General features: G+C 62.3%; 20 protein-coding genes. 11 read left to right on the forward strand and 9 right to left on the reverse strand.

Annotated features, from left to right (window positions below; translation table 11 throughout):
• Positions 1–198: 198 nt before the first annotated feature.
• Positions 199–1,176 (forward strand): LacI family DNA-binding transcriptional regulator, encoded by a 978-nt coding sequence (locus tag BUS12_RS14230; RefSeq protein WP_083640479.1) that lies wholly within the window; start codon positions 199–201, stop codon positions 1,174–1,176.
• Positions 1,177–1,209: 33 nt separating this feature from the next.
• Here BUS12_RS14230 and BUS12_RS14235 read toward each other — a convergent pair whose 3' ends face one another.
• Positions 1,210–2,139, reverse strand: coding sequence for a LysR substrate-binding domain-containing protein (locus BUS12_RS14235; protein WP_083640480.1), 930 nt, complete (start codon positions 2,137–2,139; stop codon positions 1,210–1,212).
• Positions 2,140–2,293: 154 nt separating this feature from the next.
• Between BUS12_RS14235 and BUS12_RS14240 the strand changes: the two genes are divergently transcribed.
• From BUS12_RS14240 to BUS12_RS14265, 6 genes are all read left to right on the forward strand, one after another.
• Positions 2,294–3,211 (forward strand): amino acid ABC transporter substrate-binding protein, encoded by a 918-nt coding sequence (locus BUS12_RS14240; protein ID WP_074296266.1) that lies wholly within the window; start codon positions 2,294–2,296, stop codon positions 3,209–3,211.
• Between the two features lie 51 nt (positions 3,212–3,262).
• Complete coding sequence (locus BUS12_RS14245) at positions 3,263–4,039, forward strand: amino acid ABC transporter permease (RefSeq protein WP_074296267.1); 777 nt, start codon at positions 3,263–3,265, stop codon at positions 4,037–4,039.
• A gap of 11 nt (positions 4,040–4,050) precedes the next feature.
• Positions 4,051–4,737 carry an amino acid ABC transporter permease gene (locus BUS12_RS14250; protein ID WP_074296268.1) on the forward strand — a complete coding sequence of 229 codons (687 nt, stop codon included), beginning with the start codon at positions 4,051–4,053 and terminating at the stop codon, positions 4,735–4,737.
• A gap of 18 nt (positions 4,738–4,755) precedes the next feature.
• Positions 4,756–5,490 (forward strand): amino acid ABC transporter ATP-binding protein, encoded by a 735-nt coding sequence (locus BUS12_RS14255; RefSeq protein ID WP_074296269.1) that lies wholly within the window; start codon positions 4,756–4,758, stop codon positions 5,488–5,490.
• A 16-nt stretch (positions 5,491–5,506) separates the two neighbouring features.
• Positions 5,507–6,577 (forward strand): threonine aldolase family protein, encoded by a 1,071-nt coding sequence (locus BUS12_RS14260; RefSeq protein WP_074296270.1) that lies wholly within the window; start codon positions 5,507–5,509, stop codon positions 6,575–6,577.
• A gap of 392 nt (positions 6,578–6,969) precedes the next feature.
• On the forward strand, positions 6,970–7,668 hold the full coding sequence (locus BUS12_RS14265; protein ID WP_074296271.1) for an HD domain-containing protein: 699 nt from the start codon (positions 6,970–6,972) through the stop codon (positions 7,666–7,668).
• A gap of 44 nt (positions 7,669–7,712) precedes the next feature.
• On the opposite strand, the gene BUS12_RS14270 is transcribed toward BUS12_RS14265, so the two are convergent.
• Positions 7,713–8,288: a helix-turn-helix domain-containing protein gene (locus tag BUS12_RS14270; RefSeq protein ID WP_074296272.1), complete on the reverse strand. Its 576-nt coding sequence runs from the start codon at positions 8,286–8,288 to the stop codon at positions 7,713–7,715.
• Positions 8,289–8,795: 507 nt separating this feature from the next.
• Between BUS12_RS14270 and BUS12_RS14275 the strand changes: the two genes are divergently transcribed.
• Both BUS12_RS14275 and BUS12_RS14280 read left to right on the forward strand, forming a co-directional pair.
• Positions 8,796–10,220 carry an aminotransferase-like domain-containing protein gene (locus tag BUS12_RS14275; RefSeq protein WP_074296273.1) on the forward strand — a complete coding sequence of 475 codons (1,425 nt, stop codon included), beginning with the start codon at positions 8,796–8,798 and terminating at the stop codon, positions 10,218–10,220.
• Positions 10,221–10,312: 92 nt separating this feature from the next.
• The gene (locus BUS12_RS14280) at positions 10,313–10,927 is read left to right on the forward strand and encodes a LysE family translocator (protein ID WP_074296274.1); all 615 of its coding nucleotides are present in this window, start codon (positions 10,313–10,315) and stop codon (positions 10,925–10,927) included.
• Between the two features lie 82 nt (positions 10,928–11,009).
• Here BUS12_RS14280 and BUS12_RS14285 read toward each other — a convergent pair whose 3' ends face one another.
• Positions 11,010–11,354, reverse strand: a complete 345-nt coding sequence (locus BUS12_RS14285) for a fucose-binding lectin II (protein WP_074296275.1) — start codon at positions 11,352–11,354, stop codon at positions 11,010–11,012.
• 53 nt (positions 11,355–11,407) lie between these two features.
• Positions 11,408–11,761: a fucose-binding lectin II gene (locus BUS12_RS14290; protein WP_074296276.1), complete on the reverse strand. Its 354-nt coding sequence runs from the start codon at positions 11,759–11,761 to the stop codon at positions 11,408–11,410.
• A gap of 475 nt (positions 11,762–12,236) precedes the next feature.
• Between BUS12_RS14290 and BUS12_RS14295 the strand changes: the two genes are divergently transcribed.
• The gene (locus BUS12_RS14295) at positions 12,237–12,956 is read left to right on the forward strand and encodes an autoinducer binding domain-containing protein (protein ID WP_074296277.1); all 720 of its coding nucleotides are present in this window, start codon (positions 12,237–12,239) and stop codon (positions 12,954–12,956) included.
• 43 nt (positions 12,957–12,999) lie between these two features.
• Here BUS12_RS14295 and BUS12_RS14300 read toward each other — a convergent pair whose 3' ends face one another.
• Entirely contained in the window at positions 13,000–14,418 is a 1,419-nt protein-coding gene (locus tag BUS12_RS14300) for an aminotransferase-like domain-containing protein (protein WP_074296278.1), read from the reverse strand.
• A 227-nt stretch (positions 14,419–14,645) separates the two neighbouring features.
• On the opposite strand from BUS12_RS14300, the gene BUS12_RS14305 reads away from it, so the two are divergent.
• Positions 14,646–15,974 carry an omega-aminotransferase AptA gene (locus BUS12_RS14305; RefSeq protein WP_074296279.1) on the forward strand — a complete coding sequence of 443 codons (1,329 nt, stop codon included), beginning with the start codon at positions 14,646–14,648 and terminating at the stop codon, positions 15,972–15,974.
• 46 nt (positions 15,975–16,020) lie between these two features.
• Here the strand turns inward: BUS12_RS14305 and BUS12_RS14310 are convergent, their stop codons facing one another.
• The 4 genes from BUS12_RS14310 to BUS12_RS14325 form a co-directional block, all read right to left on the reverse strand.
• The gene (locus tag BUS12_RS14310; protein ID WP_074296280.1) at positions 16,021–16,995 is read right to left on the reverse strand and encodes a nucleoside hydrolase; all 975 of its coding nucleotides are present in this window, start codon (positions 16,993–16,995) and stop codon (positions 16,021–16,023) included.
• A gap of 46 nt (positions 16,996–17,041) precedes the next feature.
• A complete protein-coding gene (locus tag BUS12_RS14315; protein WP_074296281.1) occupies positions 17,042–17,455 on the reverse strand; it encodes a cytidine deaminase in 414 nt (137 codons plus the stop codon).
• 61 nt (positions 17,456–17,516) lie between these two features.
• On the reverse strand, positions 17,517–18,836 hold the full coding sequence (gene deoA, locus BUS12_RS14320) for a thymidine phosphorylase (RefSeq protein WP_074296282.1): 1,320 nt from the start codon (positions 18,834–18,836) through the stop codon (positions 17,517–17,519).
• A 73-nt stretch (positions 18,837–18,909) separates the two neighbouring features.
• On the reverse strand, positions 18,910–20,184 hold the full coding sequence (locus BUS12_RS14325; RefSeq protein ID WP_074296283.1) for a NupC/NupG family nucleoside CNT transporter: 1,275 nt from the start codon (positions 20,182–20,184) through the stop codon (positions 18,910–18,912).
• Between the last annotated feature and the right edge of the window lie 4 nt (positions 20,185–20,188).

The following is a 20,188-nucleotide window of genomic DNA, read 5'->3' on the forward strand; positions in this document are numbered from 1 at the left end:
TGCTCTTCGCCTGTTTGATGTTACCGGTTTATGTAACCGGTAACATAGAGCGCATGCTAATATGCTTTTGCGCTAATTACCAGCAACTTTTTTTGGGCTCGAGTGATCCACGTCGTGAGCAAACCGCCTACCTCCCTGCTTGCCCCTATCGAACGAAGCGCCCCTCGCCGCGCCCGCAAAAACTCTGGCCGCGTCACGCTGAGCGACCTCGCGGCGCTCGTCGGCGTGACGAAGGTGACCGTTTCTCGCGCGCTGAATACGCCGGAACTGGTCTCGGTAGAAACGCTGGAACGCATCCAGGCCGCCGTGCGGCAAACCGGGTATACCCCGGACCTGATCGCAGGGTCGCTGGCATCGACTCGCAGCGATCTGATCGTCGCCTTGATCCCCGCCATGGCCGGCAGTGTGTTTCAGGAAACCGTCGAGGCTCTGACCACCCAGCTTGCCGCGTCGGGCTATCAGTTGCTGATTGGGCAAAGCGGATACGACGAGTCGCGTGAGGACGCCCTGCTCGATGCGGTGATCGGTCGCCGGCCCGCCGGCATCGTGTTGACTGGCGTCGTCCACTCGCAGAGCGCGAGACAAAAACTGCAGGCAAGCGGCATCCCTGTGGTCGAGACATGGGACCTGACCAGTGAACCGATCGACATGCTGGTCGGCTTCTCGCATGAACAGGTTGGCAAGACCGCGGCGAAGTTCCTGAAGAAGCGCGGCGTGCGGCGCCCCGCTGTCGTCACGCCGAGCGACCGGCGCGCACAGGCTCGTACCAAGGCGTTCCTCGAAGCGTTCGGCGGCGCGAAAACCAGCGCTGCGATTCCCGTGGTGACGGTCGAGTCGCCCGCGAATCTGGGCGACGGACGACGTGCGTTGAGGGGCCTGCTAGAGACGAATGCCGATATCGACGCCGTATTTTGCGGCGCGGATAGTCTGGCGCTGGGCGTGTTGATGGAGGCGGATTGCCAGCGCGTAGCGGTGCCTGGCCGCTTGCGCGTGATCGGCTACGGCGATCTGAACTTTGCGAAGGACACGACGCCGCCACTGTCCACCATGCGAATCGACGGCACCCGCATCGGCTCGCTCGCGGCGACGATGCTCGTCGAGCGCATTGAAAACCGTGCCGGCAGCGAGCAAATGGTCGACGTGGGGTTCAGCCTGATCGAGCGGGACAGCGCCTGACGCACAGCACAGAGACGGGTTTGCGCACCAGCCTCAAGCAGGCGTTTTCTTCAGATCGGCCATTTCGTCGCGAATAATCGGCCGTGCGATCTTTGCGAACGCGTCGACCAGACGCGTCTGCGCCTGATACGGCGGGTACAGCAGCGCCACTTCAGTGGGAATCTCCACGCTGAACGGACGCAACTCGATCCCTCCATTCAGTTGCTCGTCGCGCGCGGCCAGCATGTTCACCAGACTCACGCCGATTCCCGCCCGCACCATTGCACACACCGAAGAGCCCAGGCTGGCCTCGGCCACGATCTGCCGCTTGACGTGCTCGGCGGCGAACACGTCGTCAATCGTCGAGCGCAGCAGGCTCTCGCCGGTCGGCGAGATGAAGGGCTGATTGTCGAAGTGCGACGGCTTCAGCTTGCGAAACCGGCACAGCGGATGTCCGGCCGGCAGCACGGCGACGCATTGCAGCGTGGAGATCCGTTCGACGCGAATCCCCGGCGCATCCCCCGTCAGCAATGCCAGCCCGGTGTCGCAAAAGCCGGAGCGGATCCAGTCTTTGACGTTCACTGCGTTACCTGAATGAATCGACACCAGCACGTCCGGATGGGCCGCGTGAAATTGCGCCACGATCTTGACCAGCAGATCGCCCGCAAGCCGCGGCATCGCCGCCACGCCAAGACGCGCGGCGCTGAACGAGCGGATATTCTCGGCCACTGATTCGAGCTCGGCAAGACCGGCAAAGGTCTTCTCGACTTCGCGGTAAAAGCGCAAGCCGTCCTGGGTCGGACTCAGACGGCTGCCGTTGCGCTCGAACAGCGAGAACTGGGTGATGGCCTCCAACTGCGAGATCAACCGGCTGATCTGCGGCTGCGAGGTATGCATGGCCCGCGCCGCGACGGTCATCGAACTCGTCGACATCACAGCGCGAAACGCTTCCACATGGCGCACGCCCAGCTTCAATTTCGGCATATCAATTCTGTATTGAAGGATGCTAGACAGGTATTGGACTTTAGCATAATGGCGACTCATATTGAGGCCGTCGGCATGCAGCGATGCCACTCCATTCACGTTTGCAATGCGGCCCGCGAGGCGGGTGCGCCCTTGATCCAGGAACACCACGGATATGAAACCCCTCTCGTTGTTGACGACGGCTGCCTTGATTGCCGGGTTCGGTCTGGTAGCCGGCGCGCACGCGGACACGTCGAGCCGGCTCGACCGGATCAAACAGAGCGGCACCATCTCGCTCGGCTATCCGACGTCGTCGTTGCCGTTCGCCTACCTCGACAACGAGCAGAAACCCGTGGGTTATTCAGTCGAAATCTGCCAGCACATTGCCGACCACCTCAAAACGGCCCTCGGCATGCCGACGCTGAACATCCGCTATGTGCCGGTGACCTCGGCCACGCGCTTGCCGTTGCTGACGAACGGCACCATCGATCTGGAATGCGGCAACACAACCAATACGATCGAGCGGCACAAGTTCGTCTCCTTCTCGCCGACCACCTTCGTCGCGAAAGTGGTGTTGCTGGCGCGCAAGGACAGCGGACTGAATGCCAACGACCCGGCCGCATTCAGCGGCAAGACCATCTCGAGCCTGGCGGGCGGACTCGACTTTCAGGTGATCCAGCAGATCAGCAACCAGCAGCACCTGAATATCGCCGTGCTGCCGGTGAACGACGCCGCGTCTTCGTTCCTCTCGGTGAAGACCGGACGCGCGGCAGCGGTGTCCACCGACGACGGCATCGCCTATGGCCTCGTCGCCACCTCGGGCCAGGCGCAGGACTACGTGATCGGCACCAAGCCGATGATGGTCGCGCCGTACGGCATCGTCGAGCCGAAGGACGATCCGCGCTTCAAGCAGGCCGTGGACGGCGCGGTGCTCGACCTCATCAAGAGCAAGCAGATCTACGCGATCTACGACAAGTGGTTCAACTCGCCGGTGCCGCCGGCCAACATCAACCTCAAGTACCCGATGAGCGCGGAACTGAAGCACGCATTCGAGCATCCGTCCGACTCGGGCGACCCCACCGTCTATCAGTGACCCTCGCTGCGCCGGCACGCCCTATCCACCGATTCCGACCATGCGACGACCATGAAATACCAATGGAGCTGGGCCAGTTTCAACGATCTGTCGCCGGACGGCGTGCACACGTATCTGCAAACGCTGCTGATCGGCGCGGGATGGACGATTGCGTTGTCGTTGTGCGCCTACGTGTTCTCGCTGCTGCTGGGTTCGGTGGTCGGCGTGTTTCGTACGGTCGAATCGAAGCCCGCCCGTCTCGCAGCCACCACCTACGTCGAACTGTTCCGCAACGTGCCGCTGCTCGTGCAGATGTTCCTGTGGTACTACGTGCTGCCTGAACTGCTGCCGAAAAGTCTCGGCACCGCCATCAAGCAGATGCAGCAACCGTGGGGGCAATTCTTCCCCGCGCTGCTGTGCCTCGGCTTCTACGGCACCGCGCGCATCGCCGAGACGCTGCGCTCGGGCATCCGTTCGCTGCGCACAGGCCAGCGGCAGGCCGCGGTCGCGCTGGGCCTCACCACGTTTCAGGCGTATCGCTTCGTGATCCTGCCGCAAGCGTTCCGGATTGTCGTGCCGCCGCTGACGTCGGAATTCATGGCGACGATCAAGTACTCGTCGGTGGCCATGACGATCGGCCTCGTCGAGCTCACCGGCGCGGCCCGCTCCATGCAGGAGTTCAGTTTCCATATCTTCGAGGCGTTCAGCGCCGCCACGATCGTCTACTTCGCGATCAATACCGTCGTGGTGTATAGCCTCGCGCGGCTCGAGCGCAAATCCGCCGTGCCGACCTCCGGTTCGAGTGCGGCGCCCGGTGCGCTGACGATCGTCGAAGCCGAACAACCCTGAGGGCCGCTACGATGAACGCTTCAGGCATCCATCAACTCGTGACGTCGTTACCGTACCTGTTCAAGGTCGGCATGACGTTTTCGCTGACGCTGACCGCACTCTCCGCCGTCCTCGGTCTTGTGCTCGGCACCCTGCTCGCGCTGTGCCGCATGTCGCCCTCGCGGCTGCTGTCGGTGCCGGCCACGCTTTACGTGAACGGCATGCGTTCGGTGCCGCTGCTGCTGGTGATCTTCTGGTTCTACTTTCTTGCGCCCTACGTCGGCGCGTGGCTGACCGGTGCGAATTCACCCATCGAAGTCGGCCCCTACCGTTCCGCCGTGATCACCTTCACGCTATTCGAGTCCGCGTATTTCTGCGAGATCATGCGGGCCGGCATCGCGTCGGTGCCCACGGGGCAGATGAACGCAGGCGCCGCGCTCGGACTCACCTACGCGCAGACCATGGTCAGCATCGTGTTGCCGCAGGCGCTACGCAACATGACACCCGCACTGCTCACCCGCGTGATCACGCTCTTCCAGGACACCTCGCTCGTCTACGTGCTCTCCATGACCGATTTCTTCGGCGCCGCCTCCGACGTCGCCAACCGCGACGGCAGCACCGTGCCGATGTACGTGTTCGCGGCCGCCGTCTACTTCGTCATCTGCTTCGGTGCATCGCGTCTCGTCAAACGCTTCGACGGCGCACTGCAGGCCCATTAACGCCCCCTCTCTCCTCTTATGATCCAGATCGACAACGTCAGCAAGTGGTATGGCGCCTTCCAGGTACTCACCGAATGCAGCACGCGGGTCGCCAAGGGCGAGGTCGTGGTGGTGTGTGGGCCATCCGGTTCCGGGAAGTCAACGCTCATCAAAACCGTGAACGGCCTCGAAGCCGTTCAGCAAGGCGAGATCCGGATCGACAACATGGACGTCACCGGCGCGCGGGCCAATCTCGGCAAGATCCGCTCAAGGGCGGGCATGGTCTTTCAGGGCTTCGAACTGTTTCCGCATCTGAGCGTGCTCGACAATCTGTGCCTTGGGCAGATAAAGGTGCTCAAGCGCAATCGCGACACGGCCCAGGAGCGCGCGATGCAATTGCTGCAGCGTGTCGGCCTCGCGGCGCACAAGCATAAATTCCCGGCTGCCTTGTCCGGCGGTCAGCAACAGCGCGTCGCGATTGCGCGCGCGTTGTCGATGGATCCGATCGTGATGCTGTTCGACGAGCCCACTTCCGCGCTCGATCCCGAGATGGTCAACGAAGTGCTCGATGTCATGACCGATCTCGCGCGCGACGGCATGACGATGATGGTCGTGACGCACGAAATGGGTTTCGCGCAACGCGTCGCCGACCGGGTGATCTTCATGGACGGCGGCCGCATCCTCGAGGACTGCGACAAAGCGGACTTTTTCGGCAACACGGCCGGACGCACCGAGCGGTCCCGCCATTTCCTGTCGAAGATTCTTCACCACTAACTCTTTCAGAGCCAACATGCAGGACTTCCCCCTTTCCGAATCCAGTCACGCGCACCTGACCGATCTGCGCAGCGACACGGTGACCCGCCCTACCCGCGCGATGTACGAGCGCATGCAGAACGCGCCGATTGGCGACGACGGCCTCGACGGCGATCCCTCGGTGCGCGAGCTCGAAGAAGCCGTTGCGGCGCGGCTCGGCAAGGAAGCCGGGCTGTATGTGCCGACCTGTACGATGGCAAACCTGCTGGCCGTGCTGTCGCATGCACAACGGCATGAACAGGTGGTGCTCGAAGCCAACTCGCACATGTACACCACCGAACGCGGCGGCTCCTTGCTCGCCGGTCTCGCCTACACCCCGGTCGAAGGCCAGTCGGGGGCCATGGATCTGGACCGGCTCGCCGCCGCCATCCGTCCCGGTGCGTACCGGCTCGGTGTCGGCCTGATCGCGATGGAGACCTCGCACAACAACGCCGGCGGCGCCATCCTGCCGCCTTCGCACATGCGCGACGTGCATGCGCTCGCCATGCAGGCCGGCGTGCCGGTCCATATCGACGGCGCGCGTCTGATGAATGCCGCCGTGGCGCTCGGCGTGCCGGCCACGACGCTCGCCGGGCATGCGGAGTCGGTGTCGTTATGCCTGTCCAAGGGACTGAGCGCGCCGGTCGGCGCGGTCCTCGCGGCCAGTCGCAGCGTCATCGCGACGGCCCGTTCGTACCGCAAGATGCTGGGCGGCACCCAGCGTCAGGCAGGGATCGTCGCAGCAGCCGGTCTCGAAGCATTGCAGACGATGAGCGCGCGTCTTACCGAAGACCATGCCCGGGCGCGCAAGCTGAGCGAAAGTCTGAACGGCCTCGGCGCCTCGCTGCAGGCCAGCGAGCCGCAAACCAATATCGTCCAGGTGAAGGTCGGCGAGACGGGGATGACGAGCCATCAGTGGGTCGATGCCCTGAGCGCGTTAGACGTGCTGACGCGGCCGTGGGGCGAGCGGATGCTGCGCTGCGTGATGCATCGTCATATCGACGACTCGGACATCGAGCATGCGGTAGCAGCATTCGCAAGCGTACTCGAGCGCTGCGGGCGTACTTAAGCGCACATAAGCGCACATAAGCGCACCATTGAAACCGCCTGCGCGGCGGTCCTGCGACAAGTCGGGATGCGCTGAAGCCGCGGATTCTCGCGACCCGTCCAGCCGTGCTCTACGGCTTCTGAGGCGACGGCCGCTCATTCGGCCGTCTGCCGGTTCTCCGCCGGCTCGAACAGCCAATCATCTCCATAGCGGGTCCCTATCTGCCGCCGCGGCAGAAAACGCCGTGCGCCTGGCAGTGTTGCACGGTCTCTCGTCGTTGCCCGTCAAGGGGTGTTGGCCAATACTGGCCTCCAACAACACGCGCCCGGATGGACGCCATGAAGCAGCCTGTCGACGCACGGCTGCGGCGCTCGCCCCTGACTGTTTCGTCTCTTACCCTCAAGGAATATCGTATGACTACCACCATCGCCGGCATCAAGATTCCCGATAGCATCATGGCGCGTGCCGCCACTGAACTGGTACGCGACACCGAACCGGACCTGCTCTACAACCATTCGCGCCGCGTGTTCCTGTTCGGTGCGCTGGCCGGCGAGCGCAAACAGCTCAAGTTCGATCCGGAACTGCTCTATGTGGGCGCCATGTTCCATGACATGGGTCTGATCGAGGCGTACAGCAGCAAGACCGACCGCTTCGAGGTGGATGGTGCGAACGCCGCGCGCGACTTCCTCAAGCAATACGGCGCGAACGAATACGACATCGAACAGGTCTGGGCCTCCATTGCGCTGCATACGACGCCGGGTGTGCCCGAACACATGAAGCCGGTGGTCGCACTGGTGACCGCGGGCGTCGAGATGGACGTGCTGGGCCTCACGTATCACGAGTTCAGCGAAGAACAACGGATCCAGGTCGTGGCCGCCCATCCGCGCGAGCAGACCTTCAAAAACGACATCATCGACGCCTTCGCACAGGGCACCATCCGGAAGCCCGAAACAACCTTCGGCAACGTCAAGGCCGACGTGCTCGAGCTTCGCGACCCGACGTACAAGCGTCTGAATTTCTGCCAGATCATCCTGGGTTCGGCATGGGACGACAGCAACGCCGGCCATGCGCATCACGCCGGCTGCGGTTGCGCGGACACCGGCAAGGCATAGTTGATTCGCAGCCCGGTTCCCAGTATCTGGTCACCTCAGGATCCCTAAAGTAACTTCGGTGTGCCGACCCAAAGGGCGAGCGCCTCCATGCGCTGGTTATTGTTCCATTGATGCGGCAGCGTAGCCGGGTAATGTGCACTGTCTCCGGCTTGCAAGACAAAGGTCTCGCGCTCCAACGTCAGCGACACCTCGCCGGATATCACGTACAGAAACTCTTCTGCGGCACTCGTGGGCATGTCGGTCGGCTGCCTTTGCCCGGGCGGGAACCTGACGAGAATCACCTCGAGTTGTTGGTGCGGCGATGCCCGCGTGAGTTGCGCAAACAGGTTCTCCGACTCCGCAAACCTGAAGAACTTCAACTGATCGCTGCGACATACCGGCTGCCGATCACGCGGCGTATCCACGAAGTACTGCGCGGCGACCCCGAGCGCGCGGGCGATCCCGTTCAGCGACGCGATCGACGGTTTGGCCAGCCCTCGCTCAACCTGCGAGAGAAAGGGCTTCGAAATCCCCGCGGCGGCGGCCGTGTAGTCGAGCGTGCGTTTTAACCTCTGCCGTAACGCACGAATCTTTCCGCCAAGCACGATCGCCGGCGTCGTTTCTTTAAGTTCGGAGAGCATAGAGTCAAGGCGATGAGTCGATAGTCGTACCCGAATCCGGCAAGGGTTCTCGCGCGCCGCGCACTAGCGCCAGAGGTGCCGTATCAGGCGCTGCAATCGGGCCGCCTGCTCGAGGCGCTCCTGAATCGAAGCCTTCTGTCGTGCATCATCCCGGTTTGCCGGCGATTGCCATTGACTCCGCCAGAGATGCCCTATCCGTTGCCAGAATGGGGGCGCCGGATAAGAACGCACTGTGGCCGGATGCTCCACTACGACATGACCCCGGTTTGAACATAATTGCGGCTGGTTCATGGTGAATATCCCTGGAAGGTAGCGTGGGATCATTTTGCGCATGGGCAACGCCGCGCGATAGAACCAGGCATCGCAATCTGAATCGGGACACTGCATCCGTTTTGCAATCTGTATCCCTCGGTGGATCGATACAGGGGCGATGCCCGACCTCACAGGCCCAGGGCGCACTGTTAGAATTGCTTATATTGTGGCGTTTCGAAAACAGGTGGATCGCGGATGTGGGACCGGACGACTCGTTACGGCGAACTTGCCAGCCAATTGCACGAAGAGATCTGCTCCGGTGCGTTTCGCCCCGGCGACAAGTTGCCGTCGATCCGCGCCTTGTGTTCGCGCTTCAAGGGAAGTAGCGCCACCATCACCCACGCGCTGTACCTGCTCGAAGACGCGGGGCTGATCGCGGCGCGCCCGCGCTCCGGCTTCTATGTTCGAGAACGCCAGGCAAGCATCGGTCAGCCGCAGCAACCTCGGCCGGAAACCGTCGCGCAGCCCGCGCTGCCGGCGCAACGCGCCTTGCTGCGCGAACTGGACCGGCTGGAGGTTCACGAGCAGCCCATGCTGTTTGCCGTGATCGATCCGGATCTGTATCCGGTCCTGGCCCTGCAACGCATCATGACGGCCCAGGCTCGTCGCAATCCCTCGTTTTTTACCTTGGGGGACATGTGCGCTCAATCGCCGCTCGCGGGACAGTTGGCGCGCCGGGGACGATTGATGGGCTGCAACTGGCGCGCCGAAGACGTCACCGTTACGCCGGGCGGCAAATTCACCCACCGCGCGCTACTACGAGTGCTAACCAAACCGGGCGATACGGTTGCCATTGCGTCCCCGGCCTCGATGAGGCTGTTAAGGGACCTGGATGCAATGGGACTGAAAGCGCTCGAGATACCCGCGCACCCAGAACACGGCCTGTCCACCGACACGCTCGATTTCGTCCTGAAGCGGGAGAGCGTGGCGGCGTGTGTGTTCTCGGCCAACTTCTCGCATCCGACCGGAGGGCTGATGAGCGACAACGCCAAGCGCCGTACCGTCGGCTTGCTCGCGAAGCATGGCGTGCCGCTGATTGAAGACGACCAGAACGGCGAACTGTATTTCGGCAAGAGCCGTCCGTTGCCTTTCAAGGCGTTCGATCAAGCCGGACTGGTGCACTACATCACGAACCTGAGCGACCTGATCAGTCCCGGCATGTCGATAGGCTTCGCGGTGACAGACCTGCGGAAGGAACTGGATTTTTTCCCGGAGCCGGCGCCGCTGTTTCAGCACACGTTAGCCGCGTTTATGGCTAGCGGACTATTCGAGCCGCACTTGCGACGGTTGCGTCAGACGCTGGCGGGCTATGCCAAGGTGCACCGGGCAGCCGTGCAACGTCACTTCCCGCCGGAAGCCTGTAGCCATGAAGTCTCGGGAGGGCATTGGCTGTGGGTCGAACTGCCGCGCGGTTTCGACACCGTGGCTTTACTGCACAAAGCGCTCGCGCTGGGCATCGCGTTTGCGCCGGGCCAGTTGTTCTGCACCGACGGCAGCCTGAATCATTGCTTGCGGCTCAATATGGGCATGCCCCTGACCGATCGGACCGAACGCGATATTGCGGCCCTGGGTCAATTGATATCCGAAGAGCTGGTGCAACTGCGCACCGCGTCCGCCTGATCTGTACCGGACCCCACCCGCCAATCTGTACAGTTACTGTACCGGCTCCTGTCGATAAACTGCGTTAAAACGCATTGTCACCGGAGCCACCGATGTCCTTCGAATCCCTCAGCGCGCTGCCTGCCGGCATCCTGTTCGCGCTCGTCACCAGCATCACGCCGGGGCCGAACAACACCATGTTGCTCACCTCGGGCGTCAATTTCGGTTTTCGCCGCACGCTCCCGCACCTGTTCGGCATTAGCTCGGGCGTGGTGGTGCTGATGCTGGCGGTCGGCTTCGGTCTTGGCGAGGCGTTTCAGCGCTTTCCGGTGCTGTACACGGTGCTGGAAGTCGCCAGCGTCGCGTATCTGCTGTATCTGGCGTGGAAGATCGGCACCTCGGGTCAGGTCAAACTGCGCAACGGTGAGCGCCGGCCCATGAAGTTTTACGAAGCGGCCGCCTTCCAGTGGGTCAATCCGAAGGCGTGGATGATGGTGCTGACCGCTGCCACGACCATTCACGTCAGCGAGAACTTCAACAGCAATGTCCTGTTGATGGCGGTGGTGTTCTACGTGGTCGGCTTTCCGTGCATCTCGCTGTGGGCCGGCTTCGGCACGGCAATGCGGCAAGTGCTCGCGGACCCCAGGCGGCTGCGCATCTTCAACGTGGCGATGGCGCTGCTGCTCGTGATGACGCTGTATCCGATTGCAGCGCGGCTGTTGAGCTAAACGTCGAGCCGCGAATCGTGGTCCGTAGGGTTGCCGCGCGATTGCGCCGCTACGGACCACCTCGTTTAGTCAGCCGACACTATCAACCAATCGCCCAGTTGAGGATGGCAACGCAGTCGTTGTAGTCGCCGTCGCCGCCGTCCTCTGATGCCAGCAGTGCAAAGTTCGCTTTACCGCCCAGGACGACCTGGGTCGATACCAGATCAGACGCACTGCCGTGCGCGCTAACGGTCACCTGAATCGCACCCTTGCCGGAATTGAAAACCTTATGACCGAGTGACACCTCATTGGCCCCGGTTCCCGAGAAGGTTCCTTTCGACACACCATCGACCAGGACGGTCAACGTCTCCGTATACTGGGAATTTGCATACGCCGTCACACCGAAACTAATATTCGCAGGAAGAGTAAAAACACCTTGCTTGGCCATAATAAATCCCTAAAAGTCGTTTTTTAAATCAATCAGATCTGATAATTGAGTGATCAACGCAACGGCCAGTTGAGCTCGATTATGCTGTCATTGAAATCTCCATCACTCCCTTCGTCTGCCGCAACCATTCCAAAATTAACGCGATTGGCTAAAATTGCACGCCCCGAAATCAGGCTGGATGGAGTCGCGCCACCAGAACCGGTACCCACGGTTACCTGAACGGCACCTTTTCCGGAATTCAATACCTGGCTTCCAATGAGGTTATTCGACATGCCATGCCCCGTAAACGTGGCCTTGACCTGCCCATCGATGAGAATTTTGACGGTCTGATCGAACGTCGAATTGGTAAATGCCGACACGCCAAAATTCGTATTTGCGGGAAGTGTGAATTTGCCTTGCTGATCCATGATTAAACCTTCAGAGAGATTTGTTTCTGCAGACCATCGAAGCCAACCAGCATTCATCCGACTTCTGGACGACACCTCGCAGGTATCGGTGCCGTCGCAGCGGACTCGAGTGGAATCGCGCCGCCGGTGAACCCAATTTAAGTCATGCGAACATGCCCATCTAGCTGTCATCGGTTACAGGGTCGGGCATCGTGATCGCTCCAGGCGTTTGCGGCCAATGCGTCGAAACGATGCCACGTTATCCATATCAATAATAAGGAAAATGACAACCTGCCGACAACTGCTAACGCCCTCACAAAGCAGGAAAATCCGCAAAAAATACCATTTCACTCCCCCAAACCCCTTTCATCTGCACGCAACCACTATCTCTATAATCAACATCTAAAAAAATAAAATTAATCCCCCATTTACTTCGCACAACTCTCCGACCAGAATAGTTATGCCGGGATGCGTAATCAGGTATGGAGATATCGCAATGGAACCTGCCTTTCTGGATATTTACGAGGCATTCTCCTCCGCAGGAGACGAATATCAGATTTTCGAGCGAATCACATCATGCGCGAAAAAACTCGGATTTGAATATTGTTGCTACGGCATACGCACGCCAATTCCCGTTTCGAATCCTTCTATCGCAATCTTCGAGACTTACCCAGAAGGCTGGATGAAGCATTATCAGGAAAGCAACTATTTAGGCATTGATCCAACGGTGAAGACCGGCGCTCGCCATTCGCGCCTGATGGTTTGGTCCGAATTGATCGCGACCGAGACGCGTCCGTTTTGGGCCGATGCGCATGACTTCGGCCTCAGGGTAGGTGTCGCCCAATCGAACTGGTCGGCCAATGGTGTGTTTGGGTTGTTGACCATGTCCCGGCACGCGGACACATTGAGCAGAACTGAAATCAATCGGCTACCGCAACCGATTAACTGGCTAGCCAATCTGTCGCACGTCACGATGAGTAATTTCCTTCTACCCAAACTGATACCCGAATCACAGGTCCAGTTGACCGCACGGGAGCGCGAGGTGTTGTGCTGGTCGGGAGAAGGAAAGACCGCCTATGAGGTCGGAAAAATTCTAGGTATCTCCGAACGTACCGTTAATTTCCATATTGGCAACCTGCTGTCAAAACTGGAAGCCACTAACAAGATTCAGGCCGCAGTCAAAGCGAGCGCGATGGGACTGATTCAGTTGGGTTGACGCATGGCCGTCGGGTTGCTGTGCGATGGCACCGGCATGAGTGTCATCGTCCACCCGCTTCCCCCACCCGCTCGATAAACCGCCACAACGCATCGTCCGTCGAATACGGCGCGTTGAAGCGGAACCAGGCGCTGGCCGCATCGTCGGGCCTGAAGTACGACCCCGGTGCGAGCCAGATGCCATGCGCGAGCGCCGCCGTCGCCACCTCACCGGCCCGCTCGGGCTCGATGGGCAAGCGCGCCCACAGAAACAGCCCCGCACGCGGCCGGTGAAACAGCTCCAGCCCCAACGCATCGAGCCGCTCTTCCACCACCGCATGCGCGGCCTTGAGCCGCTCGTTCACATCCTCCACGTGACGCGCATAGCGCCCTTCGAGCAGCACCTTGTCGACGATCCGCTCGATCGTCTCCGACGAAGTCAGCCCCACCGCCATCTTGGTGCGCGCCAGTTCGCGCAGCACGTCGCGCTCGGCTACCACATAGCCGCAGCGTAGTCCGGGTGTGACCGTCTTCGAGAAGCCGCCCACATAAAGCACCCGCTGCAGGCCCTCCAGCGCGGCAAACAGCGGCGCGCCCGGCGGCGCGAGTTCGCGGCTCACGTCGTCCTCGATCACCCACATGCGCGCCCGTTCCGCGATCTGCAGCAGACGGAAGGCGGCGGCCATGCCGAAGGTGGCGCCGGTCGGATTCTGCAGCGTGGTGTTGACGAACATCGCCTTCGGCCGATGCGTCGCCACCAGCGTCTCCAGCACATCCGTATCGACGCCGGCCGGCGTGCGCGGCACGCCGTACACCACCAGCCCCGCCAGCTTGAGAATCTGCAGCAGGTTGCAGTAGCCGGGATCTTCGACGAGCACCACATCCCCGGCGCGCAACAGCGTGCGTACGATCAGATCGAGCCCCTGGGTCGCGCCCTGCGTGAGCAGCACGTTCGACACCTCGACCGGCAAGCCGTACCGGTCGAGCTGGCCGGCAATCCGCTCGCGCAGCGGCGCAAAACCATACGGATGACCGTAATCGCCCATGCGCGGCCCCGGCACCCGGCTCATCGCCCGCAGCGCATGCTGCAGACCGCTTTCGTTGATCCATTCGTTCGGCAGCCAGCCGCCGCCCGCCTTGATCGGCACCGAATGGTCGGCGAACACGTCGGACAGCAGCCAGGTGGCGGTCAGGCTGGGCGGCTGCCAGTCGGTGGCGCTCGCGCGCGCGGCCTGGGCGCGCGCCGCCACCCGGTATCCCGACCCGCGCCGGGCCACCACCAGCCCCATCGAAACCAGACGGTTGTAGGCCTCCGTCACGGTGAACGTGCTCAGGTCCTGGCTCGACGCCAGTTGCCGGACCGACGGCAGCAGCGCGCCGGCCCGCAGCGACTGCGCCTCGATAGCGCGCGCAAAGCCCTGCACGAGCTGTTCGACGAGGGTGGGCGCGGTGCGGCGGTCGCGTTCCAGTTCAAGTTCAATCATGGCGAGGGACGCAAGGTTGCGATGGGAGCCTCATGGGGCAAGGTGCCGGGCACTCAAACGACCAACACAGTTGCAGCAACTTCGCCTGCACAGTTAGCAGCGCAGTGCATCAACTGTTTATGTGCGCCATTTAACCGCGGACGCTACAGTTTCGCAACGCCCCGTCCCACAGGGACTTCCTCCGTTGGAAGGAAGTCTCCTTGGGGGATCACTTCAAGGAGAACACCATGACTTCGCGCCCTGTCATCGACGATCTGTCGTCTTTCTGGATGCCCTTCACCGCCAACCGCCAGTTCAAGGCCGCGCCGCGCCTGCTGGAATCGGCCAAGGGCATGTACTACCGCACGACGGACGGGCGCGAGGTGCTCGACGCCTGTGCCGGTCTCTGGTGCGTGAACGCGGGCCATAGCCGCGACGAGATCGTCGCCGCGATCACCCAGCAGCTTTCTACGCTCGACTTCGCGCCGACCTTCCAGATGGGCCACCCGCTCGCGTTCGAAGCGGCATCGAAGGTGGCCGAGCTGATGCCGACCGGCCTCGACCGGATTTTCTTCACGAACTCGGGTTCGGAATCGGTGGATACGGCGCTGAAAATCGCGCTGGCTTATCACCGTGCGCGCGGCGAAGGGCAGCGTACCCGTCTGATCGGCCGCGAACGCGGCTATCACGGTGTGGGCTTCGGCGGCATCTCGGTCGGCGGCATTGCGCCGAATCGCAAGACCTTCTCCGGCGCGCTGCTGCCGGCGGTCGATCATCTGCCGCACACGCATAACCTCGAACACAACGCGTTCTCGAAAGGCCAACCCGCCTGGGGCGCGCATCTGGCCGACGAGCTCGAGCGTATCGTCACGCTGCACGACGCGTCGACGATCGCCGCGGTGATCGTCGAACCGGTCGCCGGTTCGACCGGTGTGCTGGTCCCGCCGCAGGGGTATCTGCAGAAGCTGCGCGACATCTGCACCAGGCACGGCATCCTGCTGATTTTCGACGAAGTGATTACCGGCTTTGGGCGTCTGGGCAAGGCCACGGCCAGTGAGTACTTCGGCGTCACGCCGGATCTGCTGACCATGGCGAAGGCCATCAACAACGCCGCGATTCCGATGGGCGCGGTGGCGGCGAGCCGCACAATCCACGACACCATCGTGAATGCCGGCGCGCAAGGAGCGATCGAACTGTTCCACGGCTACACGTATTCGGCGCACCCAGCTGCGGCTGCGGCTGCAGTGGCCACGCTCGACCTGTATCGCCGCGAAGATCTGTTCGGCCGTGCCGCTTCGCTCGCTCCGGCGTTCGAGAGCGCCGCACACGCGCTGCGCGATGCGAAGCATGTAAAGGACATTCGCAATCTGGGCATGGTTGCCGGAATCGAACTCGAACCGCGCGACGGCGCACCGGGCGCGCGTGCCTATGAGGCGTTCGTCAAATGCTTCGAGGCGGGCGTGCTGGTCCGCTTCACAGGCGACATCCTCGCGTTCTCGCCGCCGCTGATCGTCAACGAAGAGCAGATCCAGCACATCTTCAAGACCGTGCGCGACGTGCTCGCCACGGTGCAGTAACGACACCATCGGGCAGCGGCGTCGCGCCGCTGCCCGCCTGACGTACTTACGCAGCAGTCCCGACGATGGTATCGAAGTAGAGCTTCAAAAAACCGTCCACGTCGACATCCACACACACGTCCTGCTTGCTCGAGTTGTCCCAGTCCGGCGCAGGCACACCCATGCTCTCCGGCTTCTGGATGGTCTGGCCGACCGCCAGCCCTTCGACCACCACCCGTACCGCCCCACGCCGGATCCGATAAAGCTCGGGCGCCACCAGATAAGCGACCGCCGACGAATCGTGCACATAGATTCCATGGACGCCCGAGCTGTCGATGTGGAACTGCTCGTACAGACGCGACACGTCCCAGACAAACTGCCCCACCTCGCCGCCGTGCTGACGGATACGGTCCAGGTAGGCGGTATCCATGATGGCCTTTTGCGTCACGTCCAGCCCCACCGCGGTGACCTTCCACGCGGCGGCAAAAACCTGATCGGCCGCCTCCGGGTCTGCGGAGATATTCGCCTCTGCACACGGGCTGACATTGCCCAAAACGCCGTTCATGCCGAACGCGCCGCCCATGATAATGACCTGCTTGACCAGTTGCTGGATCTCGGGGTCTTCCTGCAAGGCCAGCGCGAGATTGGTCATCGGGCCCACGGCGATGAGATTGATCTCGTGCGGGTGCTTGCGAATCTCGTCGATGATGAAGCGATGCGCGGGGCGCGCATCGAGGCGAGCGCGGCCGCCGTCGGCCAGCGTAGGCAGCACGATGTCGCCGAGGCCGTTGTGTCCGTGAATATGCGGAATCGGTTCGGGGGTCGCGCGGCGCAGCGGTTTGCCTGCGCCACGTGCGACGACTACCGTAGGGTCCGCAAACCGTTCGACGAGATAGACCGCGTTACGGGTCGTGGTTTCGATCGTCGCATTGCCGAACACGGACGTCACGCCGATCAGTTCGATCTCCGGATGACGCGTCTGGAACACCAGCGCCATCGAGTCGTCGACGCCGGGGTCCGTGTCGAAAATTACCTTGTGCATGATTGGGCACTCACCTTGTTTGCGGAGGACAGCGCGGCGTGCGTGCTTATGCAGCCGACACGCCGCCTGGCTCCAGATAAAACGCGCCGGGCAATAGCGCGGCGGCGCTGGTCACCTCGACCTTGCCCGCCAGGTTGCTCAGTATGACTTCGAGTTTGGGCGAGCCCAGTTCGATCATCACCTGACGGCACGCGCCGCACGGCGCGATGGGACCGTCGGTGTTGCCGATCACGGCCAGCGTCTTGAACTGCCCCGGACGATAACCTGCTGCCACCGCGCTGAAGAACGCCGTGCGTTCGGCGCAATTGCACAGGCCATATGAAGCGTTCTCGACGTTGCAGCCGTGAAAGAGCGTGCCGTCGTTCGTCTCGAGCGCCGCGCCCACCAGAAAGCCCGAATAAGGCGCATAGGCACGCTCACGCGCTTTGCGGGCTTCGTCTATCAGATGTTCGTGTGTCACTACTCCTCCCCATCAAAATCAGGAATCCGCCGGTTCTTCGCTCCGTCACGCGATCATTCGATCACTCGATCAGGCCGTACACGGTGGGCGGCATCGTCGTTGCGGTTGCGGCGAGGGTGAACGCCGCCTGGATCTCAGCGGCCGCGTGTTGCGCGGCAGATCGATCGCGTGCGTGAACCCGCGCAATCGTTGCGCCCGCATCGACGTATTGTCCGAGTTCGACGAGGTCTGTCAAACCGGCCTGATAGTCGATGCCGTCTTCGGGACGGCGTCGGCCGCCGCCCAGCCCCACCACCGTCAGTCCGAGCGCCCGGCAATCGATCCGCGTCACGTAACCCGCATGCGGTGCGGCGACCTCAAGCACAACCGGCGCCTCACCTAGATGATGCTGAGACGCTTCGATCAAATCAGATGGCCCGCCCAGCGCGCGCACCATCCGCGCAAAACGCTCGGCAGCCGCGCCCGAATCGAGCGCGGCGTTCAGTTTGACATAGGCGTGCGCGGGATCGTCGGCGAGGCCGCCCGTGACGAGCATCTGCGAAGCGAGCGTCAGCGTGACTTCGTGCAGCCGTGCCGGACGACGGCGTCCGGTGAGATAGTCGATCGCACAGCGGACTTCCAGCGCGTTACCCGCGCAGGGGGCGAGCGGCTGGTTCATGTCGGTCAGCACGGCGACGGTCTTCATGCCGGCGCCGTTGCCGACGTCGACGATGCTTCTCGCCAGTTCCAGCGATTTCTCGTAGTTCGGCATGAAAGCGCCCGACCCGACCTTGACGTCCATCGTGAGGCTCGCGAGTCCCGCCGCGAGTTTCTTGGAGAGGATCGACGCCGTAATCATCGCCACGGACTCGACCGTCGCCGTGACGTCGCGGATCGCGTAGATCCGCTTGTCCGCCGGCGCAAGCTGCGCCGTCTGGCCGATGATCGCTACCCCGACCTCGCGCACGACACGCTGGAACGCCGCGGTTTCAGGCACTACGTTGTAGCCGGGTATGGCCGCGAGCTTGTCGAGCGTGCCGCCGGTGTGACCGAGCCCGCGCCCGGAGATCATCGGCACGAAGCCTCCGCAGGCGGCCACCAGCGGGCCTAACAGCAACGACGTGAGATCGCCGACGCCGCCTGTCGAATGCTTGTCGATCAACGGCCCTGGCAGATCGAAGTCGCGCCAGCCGAGTACCTGACCCGAGTCGCGTTGCGCGAGCGTCAGTGCGACACGCTCGTCGACGCTCATGTCGTTGAAGTACACCGCCATCGCAAACGCGGCGACCTGGCCGTCGGTGACGCCGCCGTCAGCGACGCCCTGCACGAACTCGGCGATCTCGCTGCGGCTCAACGGTTGCCGGTCACGCTTCCTGCGAATGATTTCCTGTATCAACGACATGATGATCGACCCAACCCAAGGTAGGAGACCGTGGCGTCATTTCACTTCTCGCCGCTCAATGCGTTTAACGCGCTCAATGAAACGACAGGAAAATGCCGGCAATCGCCGCACTCATCAGATTCGACAGCGTGGCCGCTGCGACCACGCGCAAGCCATAGCGCGCCACTTCCGCGCGTCGCTCCACCGCCACCGCGCTAAAGCCACCCGTAAGAATCGCGATCGACGAGAAGTTGGCAAATCCACACAGCGCAAACGAGACGATAGCCAGCGTCTTCGGATCCAGCACTTGCAGGCCGGCCGCGGCGACCGACTGCGCGCCCTTCAGGTACGGCGACAGATCCACATACGCCACGAACTCGTTGAGGATCAACTTCTCGCCGATGAAGTTACCCGCGAGCGGTGCATCGTGCCAGGGCACGCCGATCAACCACGCCAGCGGTGCAAACACCCAGCCAAGCAGACTTTGCAGCGTGATCTGCGGATGGCCGAACAGGCCGGCAATGCCGCTGACAGTGGAATTCAGCAATGCGATCAGGCCGATGAAGGCGATCAGCATCGCGCCGACATTGATGGCGATGCGCAGGCCGATGGCCGCACCCGACGCGGCCGCTTCGATCACATTGGCCGAGCGCCGTTCGTCGAACGTGAGTCCTTCCAGCACGACGCGGCTTGGCTCGGTAGTCGGGAAAATCACCTTGGCGAACAGCAGGCCACCGGGAATCGCCATGAACGAGGCGGCCAGCAGATACTCCAGGTTGACGCCTAAGCCCGCGTACCCGGCCAGCACCGACCCCGCTACCGAAGCCATGCCGCTCGACATGACGGCGAACAACTCGGCTCCGGTCATCTGCTTGACGAACGGTTTGACGAAGGCCGGCATCTCGCTCTGGCCGAGAAAGATGGTGGCCACCGCGGAGCACGCTTCGACGCGGCTCACGCCGAGCAGCTTTTCGAACACGACGCCGAGACCGTCGATGATCCACTTCATCACGCCGATGTGATACAGCACCGCGATCAGCGCGGTGACGAAGATGATCATGGGCAGCACGCGCAGCGCGAACACAAAGCCACCGCCGCCGAACAGCGCGAACATCTTGTCGTCGACGAGACCGCCGAACATGAACGAGACGCCACGGTCGCCCATCTGCAGCACATGATTGACGCCGCGCGCAGCGGCGGCGAGGGCGGCGCTGCCGAGCGGCACGAACAGCACCAGCGCGCCGATCGCCACCTGGGCGGCCAGCGCGGGAATCAGCGTGCGCAGACGGATGCCGCTGCGATTGGTCGAGAGCACAAAGGCGATCAGCAACAGCAAGGCAATGCCACACAGACTACGTACGATATCCACGTTG

The organism is Paraburkholderia phenazinium (genome assembly GCF_900142845.1).
GTDB classification, from domain to species: Bacteria; Pseudomonadota; Gammaproteobacteria; order Burkholderiales; family Burkholderiaceae; genus Paraburkholderia; species Paraburkholderia phenazinium_A.